The following is an 18,165-nucleotide window of genomic DNA, read 5'->3' as shown; positions in this document are numbered from 1 at the left end:
GCGTCTCGTGGTAATCATGCCGGCAGGGGAGCGCAAGCGCCGCTTTCGCCGCGACTTTTGCTGCACCGCAACATGACGCCCCTTGCATTCCGAGGCGAACTCAGCCATATGCAGCCCATAGGCGCTTGGGCCGGGAGATTCCGGCCTTCTCGACGAATGAGACTGGTTGCGTCTGTTTTCCCTCTTTCCCGTTGATCGGCAAGGTGGCGAAAAAGCCCCGTGGCATGATGCCTGCGGGCACGACAGCGCAGCCGAGTGGACGTTTACGTCCGCCCGCCTTGTCGTTTCATATCAATTTTTTCGACGGCAGGTTGCGCCCTGCCGCCATCGATGTTTGCGGCCACAGGCCGCGTGAAAGAAGACTATTTTGACCAACGAAAACACTTTTGCCGGCAACACCACCTCGACCGGTAACACTGCGGAACTCACCGGTTTCGCAGCCCTTGGAATTACCGGCGCTCTGCTCAAGGCGACCCATGGCGCCGGCTTTACCGAGCCGAAGCCGATCCAGATGCAGGCGATCCCGCCGCAGATGGAAGGCCGTGACATCTTCGGCATCGCCCAGACCGGCTCCGGCAAGACAGCGGCCTTCGCGCTGCCGATCCTGTCGAAGATCATCGCGCTTGGCACCAAGCGCCGAGCCAAGACCACCCGGGCGCTCATTCTGGCGCCGACACGCGAGCTCGCCGTGCAGATCGAGGACACCATCAAGATCCTTGCCAAGGGCGCGCATGTCTCGACCGCTCTCGTGCTTGGCGGCGTCTCGCGCTTCAGCCAGGTGAAGAAGGTTGCTCCCGGCGTCGACATCCTGATCGCCACGCCCGGCCGCCTGACCGACCTGGTGCGCGAGGGTGACCTCGTCCTCTCCGACACCAAATGGCTGGTGCTGGACGAGGGCGACCGCATGCTCGACATGGGTTTCATCAATGACGTCAAGCGCATCGCCAAGGCGACCGCGCCCGACCGCCAGACGGTGTTGTTCTCGGCCACCATGCCCAATGAAATCGCCGAGTTGGCGAAAGGCCTGCTGAAGAACCCGATCCGCGTCGAAGTCGCGCCGCAAAGCACCGCGGCGGCCGAGATCGTGCAAGGCGTCGTCTTTGCCCGCACCAAGCAGAAGCGCCAGGTGTTGTCGACGATGCTCGCCGACGAGGCGATGAAGTCCGTGATCATCTTTTCGCGGACCAAGCATGGCGCCGACAGGGTGACCAAGGACCTTGAGCGCGACGGCTTCAAGGCCGCCGTCATCCATGGCAACAAGTCGCAGAACGCCCGCCAGAAGGCACTGAATGATTTCCGCGAGGGCTCGGTGCGCATTCTCGTGGCGACCGACATCGCGGCGCGCGGCATCGACGTACCCGGCATCAGCCATGTCGTGAATTTCGACCTGCCTGACGAGGCGGAGAGCTATGTCCACCGCATCGGCCGCACTGGCCGTAACGGCATGGACGGCATCGCCATCACGCTTTGCGATCCGTCCGAGAACAGCAAGTTGCGCCAGGTCGAGCGCATCATCCGCAGCAAGCTGCCGATCGTTGCCGACCATCTCGGCAGCCCCGATCCGCAGCGCAATCCTGCCGAAAAGAACGAACGCTTCGAGCCGGCAAACGATCGCCCCGACCACAATGGCCGTCGTGACGGCAGGCGTCCCGGTGGTGGCAATGGCTTCGGCAAGAAGCGGTTCGGCGACAAGCCGGCTTTTGCCGGCGAGCGCAAGCCGGAAGGCGCAAAGCCTTTCAAGGGCAACAACAAGCGCCGCTTCGGCGGCAAGCGGCTAGCGACGCGGGCTGCCTGATCAACGTCGCCTCGGCGATTGAGCCTGGCTTGATCGCTGATAGATGAAAAGGGCGATCGGAGCGATGCTTCGATCGCCCTTTCGTTTCTACTTCGCCACGGCCTCCACCCACACCACGATCCGTTGCGCAAGGAAAGCCGTGGTCGACGGCGACAGCGCGTCGCCGGCAATGACATGGTTGTCCTTGTCGCCGGTATCGTCGACAGGCACCAGCTCGTGTGCTGCACCCCAGCGCCCAGCGATTTCGCGGGTGCGGTCGGGCCGCACCACGCGGTCCGAATCCGAAAATATGAACAGGGCAGGGATGGTCGTCTTCTCCACCGGCGAGCCATAGGCGAGTTCCGTCAGCGCCGCCATCGGCAGCGTCGCCGCCGTCGGATACCGGTAAGTCCAGAATTTCTCGTGCAAGGCGTTGCGTGGCGCGAAGCTGCGTTGCTTGCCGATGACCAGTTCGGCGATCCGTTTGCCCCATGGCATGGTCAGCAGCTCGGCGCCGGAAGCCTTCACTCCGAAATTCGGCGAGATGAACGCGATCGCCGCGACACCGTCCGAAGCGCCGGGCTGTGTCGCAGCCCACGCCGCCAGCGAGCCGCCGGTCGAGGTGCCGATGACGATCACCTTGTCGCCGATCGCCCGGCCGATGGCGAGCGCTTCCTCATAATCGTTGACCCAGGCGTTGACGCTGCCTTCAGCCATCGCGGCGCCGTTCTGCCCGTGGCCGGTGAGGCGGGTATAGAAGAGATTGGCGTCGAGCTGGTCGGCCACTTCATCAGGCAGCGGCCGGATCTCGCCCTTCGATGCCGAAAATCCGTGGATATAGACGATCGACAGCTTCGTCCTGGCGTGAACCATCGGGTTCGCCCAGATGATTTCCTTCTCCAGCCCGTCGCGGATATCAGGCACGCCGGCTTCCTCGCGCGCCAGATAGGCCTGTGGATCATCGTCGATCACGGAAGGATCGAAACGGATCGTGGTGTCGACAGGCACGCGCGGGCCAAGCACGAAGGCCAGGACAATGATGACGACGAGACCCAGTACCGCGAGCACGATCCGTCGCCCCATCGCAGACTCCAAACAACAACACTCAACCTATGGCCGCGATTGCAACCAGGCAACTTGTACCCTGTGGACAGTTTATTCGCTTGGCGGCTTGCGATCGAAATTCAGCGGTCGTGACTTCCAGCGCGTCGCGGTGCTGATGACCCACCGGCAGACCGGTCTCGGCAGGATGCTGAGCAGCTTCAGCCCCCAGCTCAGGCGGCGCGGGAAAGTGACTTCGAAGCCGCCGGACTTGATGCCGCGCGCCATGCGCCGCGAGGCGCGGTTGACGGGCATCAGCCCAGGCATCGGCAGCAGGTTCTTCTCGGTCAGCGGCGTGTCGACAAAGCCCGGATTCATCACCTGGACGCGGACGTTCATCTTGTCGAAGTCATATTTGAGCGACTCCGCCAGTATGTTGATCGCTGCCTTGGTGCCGCCATAGGCGGCCGTGGTCGGCCAGCCGAAATAGGCGGTGACGGAACCGACGAGCACGATGTGGCCGCGCCCGCGCATGCGCATGCGCTCGATGACCGGCACCAGGCCGTTGATGATGCCGAAATAGTTGACTTCGAAGGACTGGCGAAACCCACGCACGGTGAGATCCTCGCCCGGTGTCGCGATATAGTTTCCGGCATTGAAGACGGCGAGCACGATCGGGCCGAGATCCTTCTCTATCGCCGCGACCGTCCTTGCCATGCGCTTCTCGTCTGTGACGTCGCAGGGATAGGCCGTGACGCGGCCCGGCATTTGTGCAGTCTCGACAAGAAGCGTGTCGATCGGATCGTCGTCGAGCGCGGTCACGGCGACGGCATAGCCCTGGGCTGCGAGATCCTTGGCCAGTGAGCGGCCGATGCCGCTGCTGCCGCCGGTGATCCAGGCGACGCCGTGCTTCGGGTTGGCCCGATAGAGTGTCATGCGGTGTCCTGCGACTTTTCTTAGCTTGTGCTCTAACGATGAAGAAATCGAATGGAAAGAGCGCTTTTCGCGACAAGGTTTAAATGGACGCCGGGCGCCGTATCCGTCTCCAGACAATCGCAGCGCTCGAAATGCGACCAGGCAAATTCTTGCCTTGAAACCGAAGCTGCGGGTTTCTAGGGTCTCGCCGCACGCATAAAGGAACCCATATGTCCCGTTCAGTGATCGACGCGATCGGCAACACGCCCCTGATCCGCCTCAACAAGGCCTCGGAAGCAACCGGCTGCGAGATTCTGGGCAAGGCCGAATTCATGAATCCGGGCCAGTCGGTCAAGGATCGCGCCGGCCTGTTCATCATCCGCGACGCCGAGCAGCGTGGGCTTTTGAGGCCGGGCGGCGTCATCGTCGAGGGGACGGCCGGCAACACCGGCATCGGTTTGACACTGGTCGCCAAGGCGCTCGGCTATCGGACCGTCATCGTCATCCCCGATACACAGAGCCAGGAGAAGAAGGACACGATCAAACTGCTCGGCGCCGAGCTGATCGAGGTGCCCGCGGTTCCCTACAAGAACCCCAACAATTATGTGAAGCTGTCGGGCCGCCTGGCCGAGCAGATGGCGCGCTCCGAGCCGAACGGTGCGATCTGGGCCAACCAGTTCGACAATGTTGCCAACCGCGACGGCCATATCCGTACCACTGCGCAAGAAATCTGGAACCAGACCGACGGCAAGGTCGATGGGTTCGTCTCGGCGGTCGGCTCTGGCGGAACGCTGGCCGGCGTCGCCTTCGGACTGAAGGCCAAAAGCAGACAAGTCAAGGTCGCGCTCGCCGATCCGCTGGGCGCCGCGCTCTACAGCTTCTACACCAGCGGCGAATTGAAATCCGAGGGCAGCTCGATCACCGAAGGCATCGGGCAGGGGCGCATCACCGCCAACCTCGAAGGGTTTACACCGGATTTTTCTTTCCAGATTCCGGACGAGGAAGCTTTGCCGATCGTCTTCGACCTGATCCAGGAGGAGGGGCTCTGCGTCGGCGGCTCGACCGGCATCAACATTGCCGGCGCCATCCGGCTGGCGCGTGAACTGGGTCCTGGCCATACCATCGTGACCATGCTTTGCGACTACGGCACGCGTTATCAGTCGAAGCTGTTCAATCCAGAGTTCCTGCGCGAAAAGAAGCTGCCGGTACCTGGCTGGATGGATGAGAAAGCCGAGATTCCTGTGCCGTTCGAAAAGGTCGCGTGATGGGCTATAAGACGCAGGCGCTGTTTCGCGACGACGCCTATCTCCGCACCGCCGACGCCACCATAGTCGCCATCAACGATCGCGGCGGCATCATTCTCGACCGCACGATCTTCTATGCCACCTCAGGCGGGCAGCCTGGCGACACGGGCGCGCTCGAGCGCGCCGACGGTAGTGTGATCGGGATTGCCGCCACCATTACCGGCGAGACCAAGGATGAGATCATCCATGTGCCGGCGCCCGAACAGCTGGCTTTGGCCGTCGGCGAACGGGTCAAGCTCGCCATCGACTGGCAGCGGCGGCATCTTCTGATGCGTATGCACGCGGCCTGCCACTTGCTCACTGTTGTCTGCCCGTTCCCGATCACGGGTGCCGCGGTTTCCGAGGACGACAGCCGCGTCGATTTCGACATCCCGGATGCCGGATTCACCAGGGAAGATGTGACGGCAAGGGTGATGGAACTGGTGCGGGCCGACCATCCGATCTTCGTCAGATTGATATCGGACGAGGAACTGGCGGCCAATCCTGGGCTGGTCAAATCCAAGAACGTGCGACCGCCCGCCGGCACTGGTAAGATACGCCTGGTCTGCATCGGCGACAATGCCTCGATCGACAGCCAGCCCTGCGGCGGCACCCATGTGAAGAGCACTGGTGAAGTCGGCGAGATCCATATCGGCAAGATCGAGAAGAAGGGCCGCGAGAACCGGCGCTTCCGCATACGCTTTGGCCCGATGCCCGCGGCTTGATATATAGATTGCCAAAGGCAGGAGAAGAAGAATGGCCGAAGATAGCCCTTTCACAGTCGATGCGGACTGGTTGCAGGCGCGCCTCGGCGAACCGGGCCTGACTATTGTCGATGCGTCCTGGTATCTGCCTGCGCAGGGCAGGGATGCGCGCGCCGAATATGAGGCGGCGCATATTCCGGGCGCCCGCTTCCTCGATCAGGATGCGGTATCGGACCCCGATTCAGCCTTGCCGCATACGCTGCCTTCGCCGCAGCATTTCGCCCAATATGTCGGCGCGATGGGTATTTCGGCCGACGACACCATCGTCGTCTATGACGGTCCGGGCTTCTTTTCAGCGCCGCGCGCCTGGTGGATGTTCCGCACCATGGGTGTGTTCCAGGTCTACATTCTGGGTGGCGGCTTCGACCATTGGAAGGCGGCGGGGCGGCCAGTGACGGCGGAGCCGACGAAGACAGCGCCTTGCGTGTTTCACGCCGACTTCGACGCCGCGCGTGTCGCCAGTCTTGCCGATATGCGCCGCATCGTCGAGACGAAGGAGAGCCAGATCGCCGATGCAAGGTCCGCCGGCCGGTTTGCCGGCGCCGAGCCCGAACCTCGCGCTGGCATCCGCTCCGGCCATATGCCCGGCGCACGCAACGTTCCGATTGCCTCACTTGCCGAGAACGGCGAGTTGCTGTCCAAAGATCGCTTGCGCAAGGTGATCGAGGACGCCGGCATCGATCTGTCGAAGCCGGTCGTCACCTCTTGCGGTTCAGGTGTCACGGCGGCTGCGATCACGCTGGCATTGGAGACGCTTGGCCACACCGACAACAGGCTTTACGACGGCTCGTGGACGGAGTGGGGCGGGCTTTCCGACACGCCTGTCGTGACAGGCCCCGCCTTGACGGGCAAGGAATGACGGCCATGGAAAACGGAGTGCTGGAAGACATCGACGTCACGGTGACGTTTCTCGAAATGCATGTGCCCCCGGCCTATTCGCCGCCACTGCCGTACAACCGCCAGATAGCGCTGCTGAAGACCAAGGACATTCCGCTGCACTTCTATCGCTATCTGATGGATCGGGTGGGGCGCAAATGGCACTGGGTCAATGTTCTCAGGCTGAACGACGAGGAGCTTTCGGCAGGCATCCACCGCGAGGACCGTGACATCAGGGTGCTTTATCTCGATGGCGCGCCGGCTGGCTTCTTCGACCTCAAGCCGCATCTGCCGGAAGAAGTGGAGCTTGCCTATTTCGGCATGATGGAACACGCGACCGGGCAAGGCATCGGCCGTTGGTTCCTGGGTGCGGCGATCGCCGCCGCCTGGTCGCACGGGCCGAAGCGGGTGACGGTGCAGACCTGCACGCTCGACCATCCTGCGGCGTTGCCGCTCTACCAGAAGCTCGGTTTCGCGCCGGTGGCGCAGAAGAAGGAGATCGTGCATCCGATGGCTTTCGCCGAGCGCTCGGCCAGCGTCATGCGGCCCTGAAAACTGAATCTTTCGTTCATCCAGGCTTCAGACTGTCTCTGGCATGTTGTCGGCACCATCAATGCGGCCACCAGAGCAGGGCCGAAGGAGAAAGACATGCTGACCAGACGCACCTTTGCCGCCGTGCTGATTGCCGCGCTTGCCATGCCGACGCTTGCCGCCGCCCAGGCGACGACGCCTTCGGCCGCTACGATCGAGCGGCAACTCGAAGCGGCGCCCAGGGTAAAGCTGCGCCCGAACCAGCGCGTCACCATTCGCGAATTCAAGCGGCGGCCGGATCTCAGGCGCATGGCCCGCTCGATTGACATCCAGTCGATCAATTTCGCCTTCGGTTCGGCGGCCATTTCCGAGTCCCAGTACGGCAAGATCGAAAACATCGCCGACGCGCTGCAGCGCATCCTGCGGCGTGATCCCGGCGCCCGCATTCTGATCGAGGGCCATACCGACGCCGTCGGTTCCTTCCAGTCGAACCAGATCCTGTCGGAGCAGCGCGCCGCCTCGCTGAAACGCACGTTGGTGCGCGAATTTGGCGTGCCGGGCTATGCGCTCGAAACCGTCGGCTACGGCGAGGAGTTCCTGCTCGTCCAGACGCAGAACGAGAACTGGCGCAATCGCCGGGTAACGCTGCGCCGCTTCGACGATTTCATAAGATAGGCTTGTTTGAAACCGGCTGTCTGACCGCTTACGCGGTATCTGGATCAACACTCAAAAAAGAGCCTGGCTTGAATGAGCCGGGCTCTTTCCATATCGCTGGTCGTTTCAAGGCTATTGGAGGATCAGGCGATGACGATACGAGTGGTGATGGCTGGGGCGACCGGCTGGGTCGGCAAGGCGCTGGTGCCGGCGATCGGGGCGCAGGCCGACATGACGCTGGCAGGTGCCGTGTCGCGCAGTGGCGCGGGGCAGGATTCCGGCCTGCTGGTCGGCCTGCCTGCCAATGGCGTCACTGTTTCCGCTTCGCTCGCCGAGGCGCTGGAGGTGCCATCCGACGTGCTGGTCGATTATACCAAGCCGCATGTGGTGAAGGATCATGCGCTGCTGGCCATCGAAAAGGGTCGGCATGTGGTGATCGGCACATCGGGGCTGGGCGCCGCCGACTATGCCGAGATCGATGCCGCGGCGCGCGCCAACCGGGTCGGCGTGATTGCCGCCGGCAACTTTTCGATCACCGCCACGCTGATGAAGCGTTTTGCCCTGATGGCGGCAAAATACGTGCCGGATGTCGAGGTCATCGACTATGCCAGTGCCAAAAAACCGGATGCGCCGTCAGGCACCGCGCGCGAGCTTGCCGAGGCGCTGGCGGATGTGCGCAAGGCTTCGACGGCAAGGCCGGTCTCGGAAGTATCGGGCGTGCCAGGAACACGCGGCGCCGCGGTCGGCAAAGGTGAGGGGGTGCAGGTGCATGCGCTTCGCCTGCCGTCCTACATCCTGTCTTGCGAGGCGCTATTCGGCCTGCCCGATGAACGGCTGACCATTCGCCACGACGCCGGCTCGTCCGCTGCACCCTACGTGGCCGGCACGCTGCTTGCCATTCGGCGCGTGCGGGAGTTCACCGGGCTGGTGCGCGGTCTCGATGCGCTGATGGATTAACATCGAGCGCGGCGAGCGGTCGGTGGCCTCCGCTATCCGCCGACCATCAGCTTGACGACTTCGTCATGGTTGGTTTCCGAGATTTTGCGCTCGCCGGCCTGGACGCCGCGTCGCAGCACGACGATGCGGTCGGAAACGGCGAATATGTCCTGCAGATTGTGCGAGATGAAGATCACGCCACGCCCTTGCGCCTTGAGCTGGTGGATCAGCGAAATGACCTTGCGCTGTTCGGGCACGCCGAGAGCGGCAGTCGGTTCGTCCATGATCAGGATCTGCGCGTCCCAATAGACGGCGCGGCCGATGGCGACGGCCTGGCGCTGGCCGCCGGAGAAATTGCTGACCGGGGCATCGAGCCGGCTGACATGGAAGTCCAGCCGCCCCATGGTCTGCTTGGCGGCGACGGCCATGGCCTTGCGATCGAGCACCGGCAGGAAGCCGAAGGCTTTGCGCGTGGGTTCACGCCCCAGGAAAATATTGGCGCCGATGGACAAATTGTCGGCCAGCGCCAGGTCCTGGTAGATGGTCTCAATGCCTTTTTCGCGCGCCTCCTGCGGCGTCGCGAAGGTCACCGGCTGCCCCCTCAGCAGGATCTCGCCGGCCGTCGGTTGAAAGACACCCGATATCGCCTTGATCAGCGTGGTCTTGCCGGCGCCGTTGTCGCCCGCCAAGGCCACCACTTCGCCCGGCCTTACGGCCATGGAGAAATCGTTGAGCGCCTGGACGGCACCAAAATGCTTCGAAAGGTGTCGGACTTCGAGAAGGGGGGTGGTTTGGTCGGAACTATTCATCCTGGCGAGCTCCACTGAACCGGCGCTGCGCCTGGTCGATAAGGACGGAGATAATGATGACGAGGCCGACGGCGATGAACTGCCAGAACGGCTCGACATTGACGAAAACCAGCCCGTACTGGATCACCGCGATCACCAATGCGCCGGCAACCGTCCCGAAGATGGTGCCGGATCCGCCGAACAGGCTGGCGCCGCCGATCACCACGGCAGCCACGCTATCGAGCAGCAAGGGTTCGCCGGCCTGGGCAGCACCGGCGGTGAAGCGCGCCGCGTAGAGGGCGCCGCCGAGGCCGGCGCACATCGCCGAAAGCACATAGAGACGCAGTATGTGTCCCCTGATGTCGATGCCGGCACGACGTGCTGCCTGCACATTGGCGCCAATGGCGTAATTGTGCTGGCCGAACCGGGTCTGGCTCAGGATGTAGTGCATCACGACGACAAAGATTGCGGTGATCATGACAAGATAGGGCACGCCGTGGAACTTGCCGTTGCCGAGCAGCGCGAACCATGAATTCTGGACCGGCACCGTCGTGCCGCCGGCAAGGAGATAGGCAGCACCGCGCGCCACGCCGAACATGCCGAGCGTGCCGATGAAGGGCGGAATTCTCAGCCGCGAGATCAGCAGGCCGTTGATGATACCCGGCACGCCGGCGACAAGCACGGCAGCCAGAATACCTGCCAGCATGGCCAGTGGCAGCGGGATTGCGGCTCCCGCCATGTTCGTGGCGTGGGCGGCAACGACGGCCGCGAGACCCATGATGAAACCCAGCGAGAGGTCGATGCCTCCCGAAATGATGACGAAGGTCTGTCCGGTCGCAAGCAGTAACGGCGCCACAGCAAATATCGCGATGGACTGCACGTTGAACGGGTTGAGCACGAAGGTCGCGCCGAAGGAGAGCCTCGACCAGACCTCGAAGCAGATGATCAGACCGGCGAGGAACAGCCAGGCGCGCCCTTCGGCGATGCGCCCGAGCCAGGTCCTGGCCGGATCACCGTGGTCCGCCTGAGGAGCGACATGCGCTTCGCTTTTCTGGGTTGGTGATGTTGAAGTCATGAATGGTTCCGATCCGCGGCGCGGCCTCCGTCAAACAAGGCCCCAAGGGTGTCAGGCGCTGGTCTCCTCCCGGCAGACCGGAAGGAGACCAGGCTCGCCTGGATTTATTCGGAATAGAGGTACTTGGAGATGTTCGGATCCGCGATGTTGGACTTGTCCATGATCGTGAAGCCAGTGCCGATCGAGACCGGGATCGATTGCCCGGTCAGATGGGCATAGGCCGAAACGACGCCAAAATAGCCGATCTCGGCGGGATGCTGGGCAATCGCAACGTCGACCAGGCCGGTGTTGATGTTGTCGACGATGCTGGTCGGCGCGTCGAACGCCACGACCTTGACGGTGCCGGTCTGCCCAGCTTGCTGGACGCCATTCGCCGCACCGAGCGCGGAGAACAGGTTCGCGCCGAACACGCCAACGAGATCGGGATTGCGCGCGAACACGGCCTGTAGCTGGGAGGCTGCCTTGTTGGCGTCGTTGTCGTTGAACTGGGTTTCGAGAACGGTGATGCCAGGATGGTTGGCCGCCATCTCCTTCTTGAAGCCCTCTTCACGCTGATCGGTGGTCGAAATGCCAGGCTTGACGTTCGAAACGTAGACCTTGCCCTTGTCGCCTATGGCCTTGGCCAATGCCCGCGCGGCGATCTCGCCGCCCAGAATGTTGTCCGAAGCGATATAGGACAGCGGGAAATCCGCCTCGCCGGCGCCGGTCTGGTAAACGCCGCTGCCAATGAAAGTGTCGACTGTGATCACCGGGATGCCGGCGTCATTGGCCTTGCGCAGCGGCTCGACCAATTGGACCTTGTCGGTCGGCGCGATCAGGATGGCGTCCGGCTTCTTGGCGATGACCGCGTCAAGCACCGGGACCTGGGTGACCGGATTGAAATCCGGGGCGCCCTGGAAAACCAGATCCACGCCAAGCGCGTCGGCCGCCGCCTGGGCGCCCTTGCGCATTGTGATGTAGAAACCGTCGGTTGTGAGGCCCGGAATGAGCGCAATGGTGAACTTCTTGTCCTGCGCCAGAGCTGGCGTGACCAGCGCCGTCGCGCAGATGGCGAGAGCCGCGAGCGCGGCAACAATCTTCTTCATGACATCCTCCTCATTGTATTGGCAGATTTGCCGTTGCAAGTGACATTGGAATGGCCGTCAATCGTTCAGGCACAAGGTGCCCGACGGCCGGGAAACGCCTGTTTGCGGTCGCGGGCAGCTTTCCTCCCAAGCGCCCTCCGGTCGATATGTCAGCCGGTCGAACCCGACCGGAACAAAAGCCGCAGTCCCCTTTGCTCGCCTCCGCGAGGCTCCGAAAACTGCGTCGCCCGGCATTCCTGCATGCCGGATCGTTCAGGTTGTAACACTTTGCAGAAATAAATTGCAACTCGGTTTTTCCGAGCTGCCGCGTTGTGTTTTTTCACACCGGACAACATCTGACCGCTCCGCAGAGCCCCCGAAAGCGAACTATTGCCCCGACCACTCCGCGACACAACTGATTTCGTGGCAACGGATCGTCCGGGACCGGCCGCGGCATCGCTGAGGATCTGCCTCTATCGAGGTGCGAGAGCCCCGAGGATGGCCTGCGCCGTCTTCGTATCCGTAATCAGGGCATTGATGAGCCTGGCGCGAGCGGCGCCGATGATTGCCGTCGCTTTCTCCGGCGACGCGGCAACCCCGATCACCAGCGGCACAGCGCGAAGTTGTGCCGGCGACATCGCGATCATCCGGCTTTCTCCTTCCCAGGGGATCAGCGCTCCTTCGGCATCGAAGTAATGCCGGATGACGTCTCCAGCCGCATGAACCAGGGCCTGCTCGCTCAATGTGGCCGCGCTCGCCTCGCGCGGATTGATGGCGTGCGGCAGGCCGATGCCGACGATAGCGACGTCGGTCCGGTCCCACAGCGCTACGGCATCGCGGATGGCCGCGTCGCCAAGGAAAACCTCGCGCAACTCGGTGGATGGCAGATAGGGCGCATGGATGAAATGCGGCGTCCCACCGAATTCCTCGGCGGCGAGCCGCACGAATTCGTTGATCTGAAAATGCGGCGCATGCTGCTGCATGCCGCCGGTGGCAGCGACGGTGTGGACGCCAGGAATACGCGGCAGGCCTGTCCGGATCACCTCGCGGACGGCGCGTCCCCAGCCGATGGCGACCACGGAGCCGGCCACCAGATGTGCTTGCTTGAGCAACGCGCCAAGCGGCGCGGCAAGCGCCGTCAGCGCGCCCGCCGCCGGCGTCTCGATCACCGCCGCATCGGTAAGCCCCAGCCCATCGATCAACTGCCTGGTGATGTCCTCGGGCGTTGCCAGATCGAGAACTTCAATCCGGACGATCCCCTCGGCCCGCGCCCGCTGCAGCAGACGCGAAATCGTCGCCGTGGAGACGCCGAGCTGCCGTGCGATGTCGACCTGCGACATCTCAGCCTCGTAGTGCAGCTTGGCGACCGTATGCAGCATCGTGCGCGATGCGGTCGCGTCCTGAATCGGAGGGACAGACAGCTTGCAATTCCTTTCAGCAACGTGTTACAGGAGCATAGACCGACGGGAGTTATCGCGCAAATTCGGCAAACTCGCAACTTGAGGTCATTGCGGACGGCAGTGTCGGCGAGGCCGCTTCTCTTGCGAATCGATAGCGTATCAAAGCGGCAAAGATCTTCCCGCCGGCAAGCGGGAAAAACTGACAATCTTGTTTCCACGGAATCCGCGCCTCGCGAATGGGCGCCAACATCGGACAGAAGACCATGGCAAAGATGACCACCGCGGAGTTGCGCGGCTACCAGCAGATATGCGGCAAGGATGGGGCCATGGTGGCCATCGCCTGCGATCAGCGCGGCGGCATGCGGAGCTTGCTGGCATCGGATCCGGCCGAACAGGCCAGGATCACCAACGATATGCTCGGCGACACCAAATCGGACATCACGCGCTACCTCGCCAGCGCCGCGTCCTGTGTCTTGCTCGACCCGCTGTGCGCGGTGCCGAGGGTGGTCGACGAGGGCGTGCTGAACCGGGATACGGCGCTGCTCATCGGCCTCGACGCTTCCGGCTTTGACGTCTCGCCCGAGGGCTATCGCTTGTCGCGCCTGGTTCCCGGCATCGACGCGCGCCGCGTTCGCGAACTGGGCGGCACCGGCGGCAAGATCATGGTTTATCTCAGGGCCGACAAGCCTGAAGCCAACGCGCGTAACATCGCCATCTTGCGCCAATGCATAGCCGACTTCGGGCGGGAGGATCTGCTGCTCGTCGTCGAGTTCCTGACCTACCAGCTCGAAGGGGAAAGCCCCGAGGACTATGCGGCCAAAACGCCCTGGCTTGTCGAAGAGGGCACCCGGATTTCATTGGAGTGCGGCGCAAAGGTGCTGAAGCTTCCTTACCCTGGAACGCCTGAAGCTTGCGCCAACATCACCAGAATGGCCGGCGAAGTTCCGTGGGCAGTGCTTTCCGCCGGCGTCAACCACGCGACCTTCCTCGGCCAGGTCGAGATCGCCATGCAAAACGGTGCGTCGGGCGTCATCGCCGGCCGTTCGCTGTGGAAAGACTGCATCTCGCTCGATCGTGACATTCAGCGCGAAAGGCTTAAGACAATCGCAGTGCCGCGATTGCGCGAAATCCAGGCTGTGATCGGACACTACCGGCAGAAAAAAGCCGCCTGATATCCGCGTTTGATCACTGGCAGGACGTCATGCCTCTCAGCATCGGAATTGACATTGGCGGCACCAATCTGCGTGCCGCCCGTATTTCCGGCCCGGGTGAAATCCTCGACCGAATTGCCGAGAAGAGCGCACCGGACCCGGAGCTGGTTCTCTCCCGCATCGCCGATATGGTGCGCCGGCTCGATTCCGCAGAGGTGGCAGCCATCGGCATCGGCGTGCCCGGACGCGTCGATGCGCGCCGCCGCACGGTCCTGTCCGGCGGCTATGTCAACCTCGCCTCGGTGTCGTTGGCTGAGCGGCTTGAAGACATCGCCGGCAAGTCCGTCGTCGTCGACAATGACTGCAACATGGCGCTGGTCGCCGAAATGGCACTCGGCGCCGGCCGGGGCCATGGCAATATCGTCATGTTCACGATCGGCACCGGCATTGGCGGCGCCGTTACCCAGAACCGGCAGATCATGCGTGGCAGGGCAACGGCAGGCCAGCTCGGCCATATCACTGTCGATGTGAACGGCGAAATCTGCGCCTGCGGCCGGCGCGGTTGCGTTGAAACCACCAGCTCAGGCACGGCGCTCGGCCGCCATATCGCGCGGGCAGGCTTAGGTCCTGACGTTTCCGTCGATCAGCTTTTTGCCCGTGACGCAGCCGGCGACATCCAGGCGCGCGGCATACTGGAAGCCTGGGCCAGGCCGTTGCGTGCCGCAATCGATACGACCGTTGCCGTGCTCGACCCTGATCTGGTTCTGATTGGTGGCGGCCTTGGCCGTGCGGCGCACAAGGCGCTTGCCTGCGCGCCGGCACTGGCGCCCTGGTATCAATGCAAGGTGGAAGCGGCACAACTCGGCGACGACGCCGGCGTGATCGGCGCCGGCCTGCAGGCATTGGCGGGGGAGGCGAGCATGACGCCGGCATTGTTTTCGCCGCTTACCCAACCCGGCCGCGCCAGGCGCGCCGTGCTCGTCAACGGCGTCCCGGCCAGCGGCAAGAGCACCGTTTCGCGCGGCATCGCCGACCGCATGGGATGGCCACTGCTTGCGCTCGATACGGTCAAGAACCCATTCCTTGAAGTGCTCGGCGGCGGCGACCGCGAGTTCAACCGCACGCTCGGCCGCGCCAGCTACCAGGCGATCTGGTCGGTCGTCGGCGAGGCGCCCGCTGGGACAACCGTGATCGTAGACGCCTGGTTTGGCTTTCAGCCGCGCCAGTTTATCGAGGACTATCTGCGAAAGGCGGGCGTCGAACAGACCGCCGAAATCTGGTGCCACGCGCCAGGCGAGGTTCTTGCCGACCGCTACCGCGCCCGGCTCGACCAGCGACCGGCCGGCCATCCGGGTGCGGCCTATATCCCCGAGCTGATCGAGCTGGCCAGCCGTGCCGAACCGCTGCGGCGCGGACCGCTTTTCGACGTCGATACGACCAGGCCGATCGACTTTGATGCGATCACGCAATGGCTGAGAACCGTCATTGGAGCCAGCAATTGAGCGCAGCGAAAATCTCGATTGGTTTGGCATGAATCGGGTGGGAAGTGCTGTCGCGCAAGCATAATTTCCGGTCAACGACACCGGAGATTTCACCATGACCATCCAGTTCAAAGCCTTGCTTACGGAAGATGTGAGAGCCTTGCAGCGCGGCGGACCGGATGCCTATGGCAGGACGCCAGAGCGGGTCATTTCCGACGGCGACGGCGTGCCTTGCCGCCACTGCCTGAAGAACGTGGCGGCCGGCGATCCCTATCTCATCCTCGCCTTCCGACCGTTTCCGGAGCTCCAGCCCTACGCCGAAACTGGACCGATCTTCCTGCATGCGCAGGAATGCGAGCGCGCCGCCGAGGCTGATGCGCTTCCTGAAATGCTCGAAAGCACCGACTACATCGTGCGCGGTTACGGCAGGGACGACCGCATCGTCTATGGCAGCGGCGGCGTCATCCCGACAGGCGCTATCGCAGCACGGGCGGAGGCCCTGTTCGAGCGCGACGACATCGCCTATGTCCATGTCCGCTCGGCGCGCAACAATTGCTATCAATGCCGGATCGAGCGGGCGTGAGGGGCCTAAAAAAATGCCCGCCGATGGTCTGGCGGGCAGTGGGGAAAAAGCCTGCGACAGAAGCTGTTGGCGAAGTCGCCAGCAGGCGGATGTGTATGGGCATGTTTCTCGACCGCCTAATGTGAAGCGCTTCACACAGCGCGCGTATCGGTTCGCGGCCGGCCGGATTTTGGTCAAGACTGTCGTACTCCCGTCTTATTACCGCGCTAAAAGGCTATCGTTGATCGATTTGCCGACCGCGGATGAACCGGCGGGAAATCTCGACAGCAGAGGAAGCGGGGCAAAACCCCGCTTTTTTGTTGCCCGCATTGTTCCGCGCTCCGCAATTCGAGCAAAGAAAAAGCCCGCCGGAATGACCGACGGGCTTCGACCGCTGCCTGGACGGTCCTATTGCATGTCACCGGGATAGCGACATGCATAAAGTCAAAGAACCAAAGCGCGTCGGCTTTAGTTGAACTTGTACTTCGCGCCGATACGGACGGTGTGGAAGGAAGGCTTGGAGGTGAGGGTGTCATCCGGTAGCCCGATATCCGACGAGAAATCCTTCTCGGAGAACTGCGAATAGCGATATTCGAGCCCGACGGTCATGTTGCTGGACAGAGCCGTTTCGACACCGCCGCCCACCGAGAAGCCGCTGGAGCCCCAGTCGATGATATCGCCGATGGGCGAAGACGCATTCAGATCGAAATGCTGCCAGGAATAACCACCGAGCACATAGGCGAGAGTCGATTCGTTGACCTTCATACCGACCCGGCCGAGCACGTCGAACCCGTAATCGGTGTCGAGGTTGATCGATCCACCCGGGACCTTCAACTCCGAAGTCATGCCGGAGTAGCGGGCATCGACCATGACGCCTGCCACCCAGCTGCCGAAATCGTGGTCGTAGCCGGCGTTCAGCTCGCCGAAGACGCCTTCGCCGCCGAGCCCGTTGAATTCCAGGTCGCCGAGCGGCGGAACGTTGATCTGATGCACCGATGCGCCCGCGCCAGCCGCGCCACCGATGTAGAAGCCGGTCCAGTTGTAGGCGGGAGCCTCAAAAGACGCGACGCCTCCGTTCTGGGCGCCAAAGCGATAATTGGCCGCAACCTGGAATGTATGCCGCGACGTGTCGAGATTGAGAGCGCCGTCCGGCGCACCGAGATCGGCAAGAAGATTATCCTTGGTGCCGAAGCGCGTATAGCGATATTCGGTTTTGATCGTCCAATTGCTGTTGATGGCGGTCTCGACGCCGGCTCCAACGAAATATCCGCTCTGGTCCCAATCGAAATCAAAAGCGGCGTTCGTGTCGAGCTTGTATTTCTGCCAGGAATAACCGCCGAGCACATAGCCTAACGTGTTTGGCGTGAAGAGGTAACCCGCGCGCAGACCAGCGTCGAAACCGTAGGTCTCCTTGACCGAAGCATCGAACCCGGCGACGTCGAGCGAGGTTTCAATGTTGCCGACATGGGCGTCGACAAGGCCACCGATCAGGAAGCGCGGCGATACCATATAGTCATAGCCAGCGGTGAGCTCGCCGTACACGCCTTCGCCGCCAATGCCGTTCAACGACAGGCCGGGAATGAAGTCGCTGCTGAGCTCGTGAACATTGGCGCCGGCGCCAACGCCAAAGCCGACATAGATGCCGCTCCAGTTGAAGCCAGACGTCTCGACCGGCGCGACCACGTCGGCGGCATGAGCGACTGAGCCGAGCGCCAGAATAGACGCTGCGCCGAGAAGAAGAGATTTTGCGGATTTTCTGCTGATCATTGCCCTTGCCCCGATGAAACCCGGGAGCTACCTAGCATCGGCTCGCAAGGACCGCTGTAACAAAAAAGACACAGAAAAGCCGGAATACACGTAAAACGGGAAA

General features: G+C 62.7%; 17 protein-coding genes. 10 read left to right on the top strand and 7 right to left on the bottom strand.

Annotated features, from left to right (window positions below):
• The first annotated feature begins 367 nt into the window (after window positions 1-367).
• Window positions 368-1,795 (top strand): DEAD/DEAH box helicase, encoded by a 1,428-nt coding sequence (locus OHD62_RS16850; protein ID WP_263783992.1) that lies wholly within the window; start codon window positions 368-370, stop codon window positions 1,793-1,795.
• A gap of 87 nt (window positions 1,796-1,882) precedes the next feature.
• Here the strand turns inward: OHD62_RS16850 and OHD62_RS16845 are convergent, their stop codons facing one another.
• On the bottom strand, window positions 1,883-2,857 hold the full coding sequence (locus OHD62_RS16845; RefSeq protein ID WP_263783991.1) for an alpha/beta hydrolase: 975 nt from the start codon (window positions 2,855-2,857) through the stop codon (window positions 1,883-1,885).
• Between the two features lie 72 nt (window positions 2,858-2,929).
• A complete protein-coding gene (locus OHD62_RS16840) occupies window positions 2,930-3,751 on the bottom strand; it encodes an SDR family oxidoreductase (protein WP_263783990.1) in 822 nt (273 codons plus the stop codon).
• A 209-nt stretch (window positions 3,752-3,960) separates the two neighbouring features.
• On the opposite strand from OHD62_RS16840, the gene OHD62_RS16835 reads away from it, so the two are divergent.
• The 6 genes from OHD62_RS16835 (at window position 3,961) to dapB (ending at window position 8,795) form a co-directional block, all read left to right on the top strand.
• Window positions 3,961-4,995 carry a cysteine synthase A gene (locus OHD62_RS16835; protein WP_263783989.1) on the top strand — a complete coding sequence of 345 codons (1,035 nt, stop codon included), beginning with the start codon at window positions 3,961-3,963 and terminating at the stop codon, window positions 4,993-4,995.
• Window positions 4,995-5,738 carry an alanyl-tRNA editing protein gene (locus OHD62_RS16830; RefSeq protein WP_263786699.1) on the top strand — a complete coding sequence of 248 codons (744 nt, stop codon included), beginning with the start codon at window positions 4,995-4,997 and terminating at the stop codon, window positions 5,736-5,738. Before OHD62_RS16835 ends, OHD62_RS16830 begins: the two co-directional genes overlap by 1 nt.
• A 31-nt stretch (window positions 5,739-5,769) precedes the next feature.
• A complete protein-coding gene (gene sseA / locus OHD62_RS16825) occupies window positions 5,770-6,636 on the top strand; it encodes a 3-mercaptopyruvate sulfurtransferase (protein ID WP_263783988.1) in 867 nt (288 codons plus the stop codon).
• 5 nt (window positions 6,637-6,641) lie between these two features.
• Entirely contained in the window at window positions 6,642-7,205 is a 564-nt protein-coding gene (locus OHD62_RS16820; RefSeq protein WP_263783987.1) for a GNAT family N-acetyltransferase, read from the top strand.
• 96 nt (window positions 7,206-7,301) lie between these two features.
• Window positions 7,302-7,859, top strand: coding sequence for an OmpA family protein (locus tag OHD62_RS16815; RefSeq protein WP_263783986.1), 558 nt, complete (start codon window positions 7,302-7,304; stop codon window positions 7,857-7,859).
• Between the two features lie 129 nt (window positions 7,860-7,988).
• Window positions 7,989-8,795, top strand: coding sequence for a 4-hydroxy-tetrahydrodipicolinate reductase (gene dapB, locus OHD62_RS16810; protein ID WP_263783985.1), 807 nt, complete (start codon window positions 7,989-7,991; stop codon window positions 8,793-8,795).
• A gap of 32 nt (window positions 8,796-8,827) precedes the next feature.
• On the opposite strand, the gene OHD62_RS16805 is transcribed toward dapB, so the two are convergent.
• From OHD62_RS16805 to OHD62_RS16790, 4 genes are all read right to left on the bottom strand, one after another.
• Entirely contained in the window at window positions 8,828-9,583 is a 756-nt protein-coding gene (locus tag OHD62_RS16805) for an ATP-binding cassette domain-containing protein (RefSeq protein WP_263783984.1), read from the bottom strand.
• Window positions 9,576-10,637: an ABC transporter permease subunit gene (locus OHD62_RS16800; protein ID WP_263783982.1), complete on the bottom strand. Its 1,062-nt coding sequence runs from the start codon at window positions 10,635-10,637 to the stop codon at window positions 9,576-9,578. The genes OHD62_RS16805 and OHD62_RS16800 overlap by 8 nt, the downstream gene beginning before the upstream one ends.
• A 104-nt stretch (window positions 10,638-10,741) precedes the next feature.
• Entirely contained in the window at window positions 10,742-11,722 is a 981-nt protein-coding gene (locus tag OHD62_RS16795; RefSeq protein WP_263783981.1) for an ABC transporter substrate-binding protein, read from the bottom strand.
• Between the two features lie 452 nt (window positions 11,723-12,174).
• The gene (locus OHD62_RS16790) at window positions 12,175-13,080 is read right to left on the bottom strand and encodes a sugar-binding transcriptional regulator (protein WP_263783980.1); all 906 of its coding nucleotides are present in this window, start codon (window positions 13,078-13,080) and stop codon (window positions 12,175-12,177) included.
• A 284-nt stretch (window positions 13,081-13,364) separates the two neighbouring features.
• Between OHD62_RS16790 and OHD62_RS16785 the strand changes: the two genes are divergently transcribed.
• The 3 genes from OHD62_RS16785 (at window position 13,365) to OHD62_RS16775 (ending at window position 16,316) form a co-directional block, all read left to right on the top strand.
• Complete coding sequence (locus OHD62_RS16785) at window positions 13,365-14,273, top strand: tagatose-bisphosphate aldolase (RefSeq protein ID WP_263783979.1); 909 nt, start codon at window positions 13,365-13,367, stop codon at window positions 14,271-14,273.
• A gap of 29 nt (window positions 14,274-14,302) precedes the next feature.
• Entirely contained in the window at window positions 14,303-15,754 is a 1,452-nt protein-coding gene (locus tag OHD62_RS16780; protein ID WP_263783978.1) for an ROK family protein, read from the top strand.
• Between the two features lie 94 nt (window positions 15,755-15,848).
• Window positions 15,849-16,316: a DUF1203 domain-containing protein gene (locus OHD62_RS16775; RefSeq protein ID WP_263783977.1), complete on the top strand. Its 468-nt coding sequence runs from the start codon at window positions 15,849-15,851 to the stop codon at window positions 16,314-16,316.
• Window positions 16,317-16,763: 447 nt separating this feature from the next.
• On the opposite strand, the gene OHD62_RS16770 is transcribed toward OHD62_RS16775, so the two are convergent.
• Window positions 16,764-18,062 (bottom strand): outer membrane protein, encoded by a 1,299-nt coding sequence (locus OHD62_RS16770; RefSeq protein ID WP_263783976.1) that lies wholly within the window; start codon window positions 18,060-18,062, stop codon window positions 16,764-16,766.
• Between the last annotated feature and the right edge of the window lie 103 nt (window positions 18,063-18,165).

It is taken from the genome of Mesorhizobium sp. YC-39 (genome assembly GCF_025753795.1).
Lineage (GTDB): Bacteria > Pseudomonadota > Alphaproteobacteria > Rhizobiales > Rhizobiaceae > Mesorhizobium.
The sequence above is the reverse complement of the archived record's forward strand: the minus strand, read 5'-3'. Positions and strand labels throughout refer to the sequence as shown.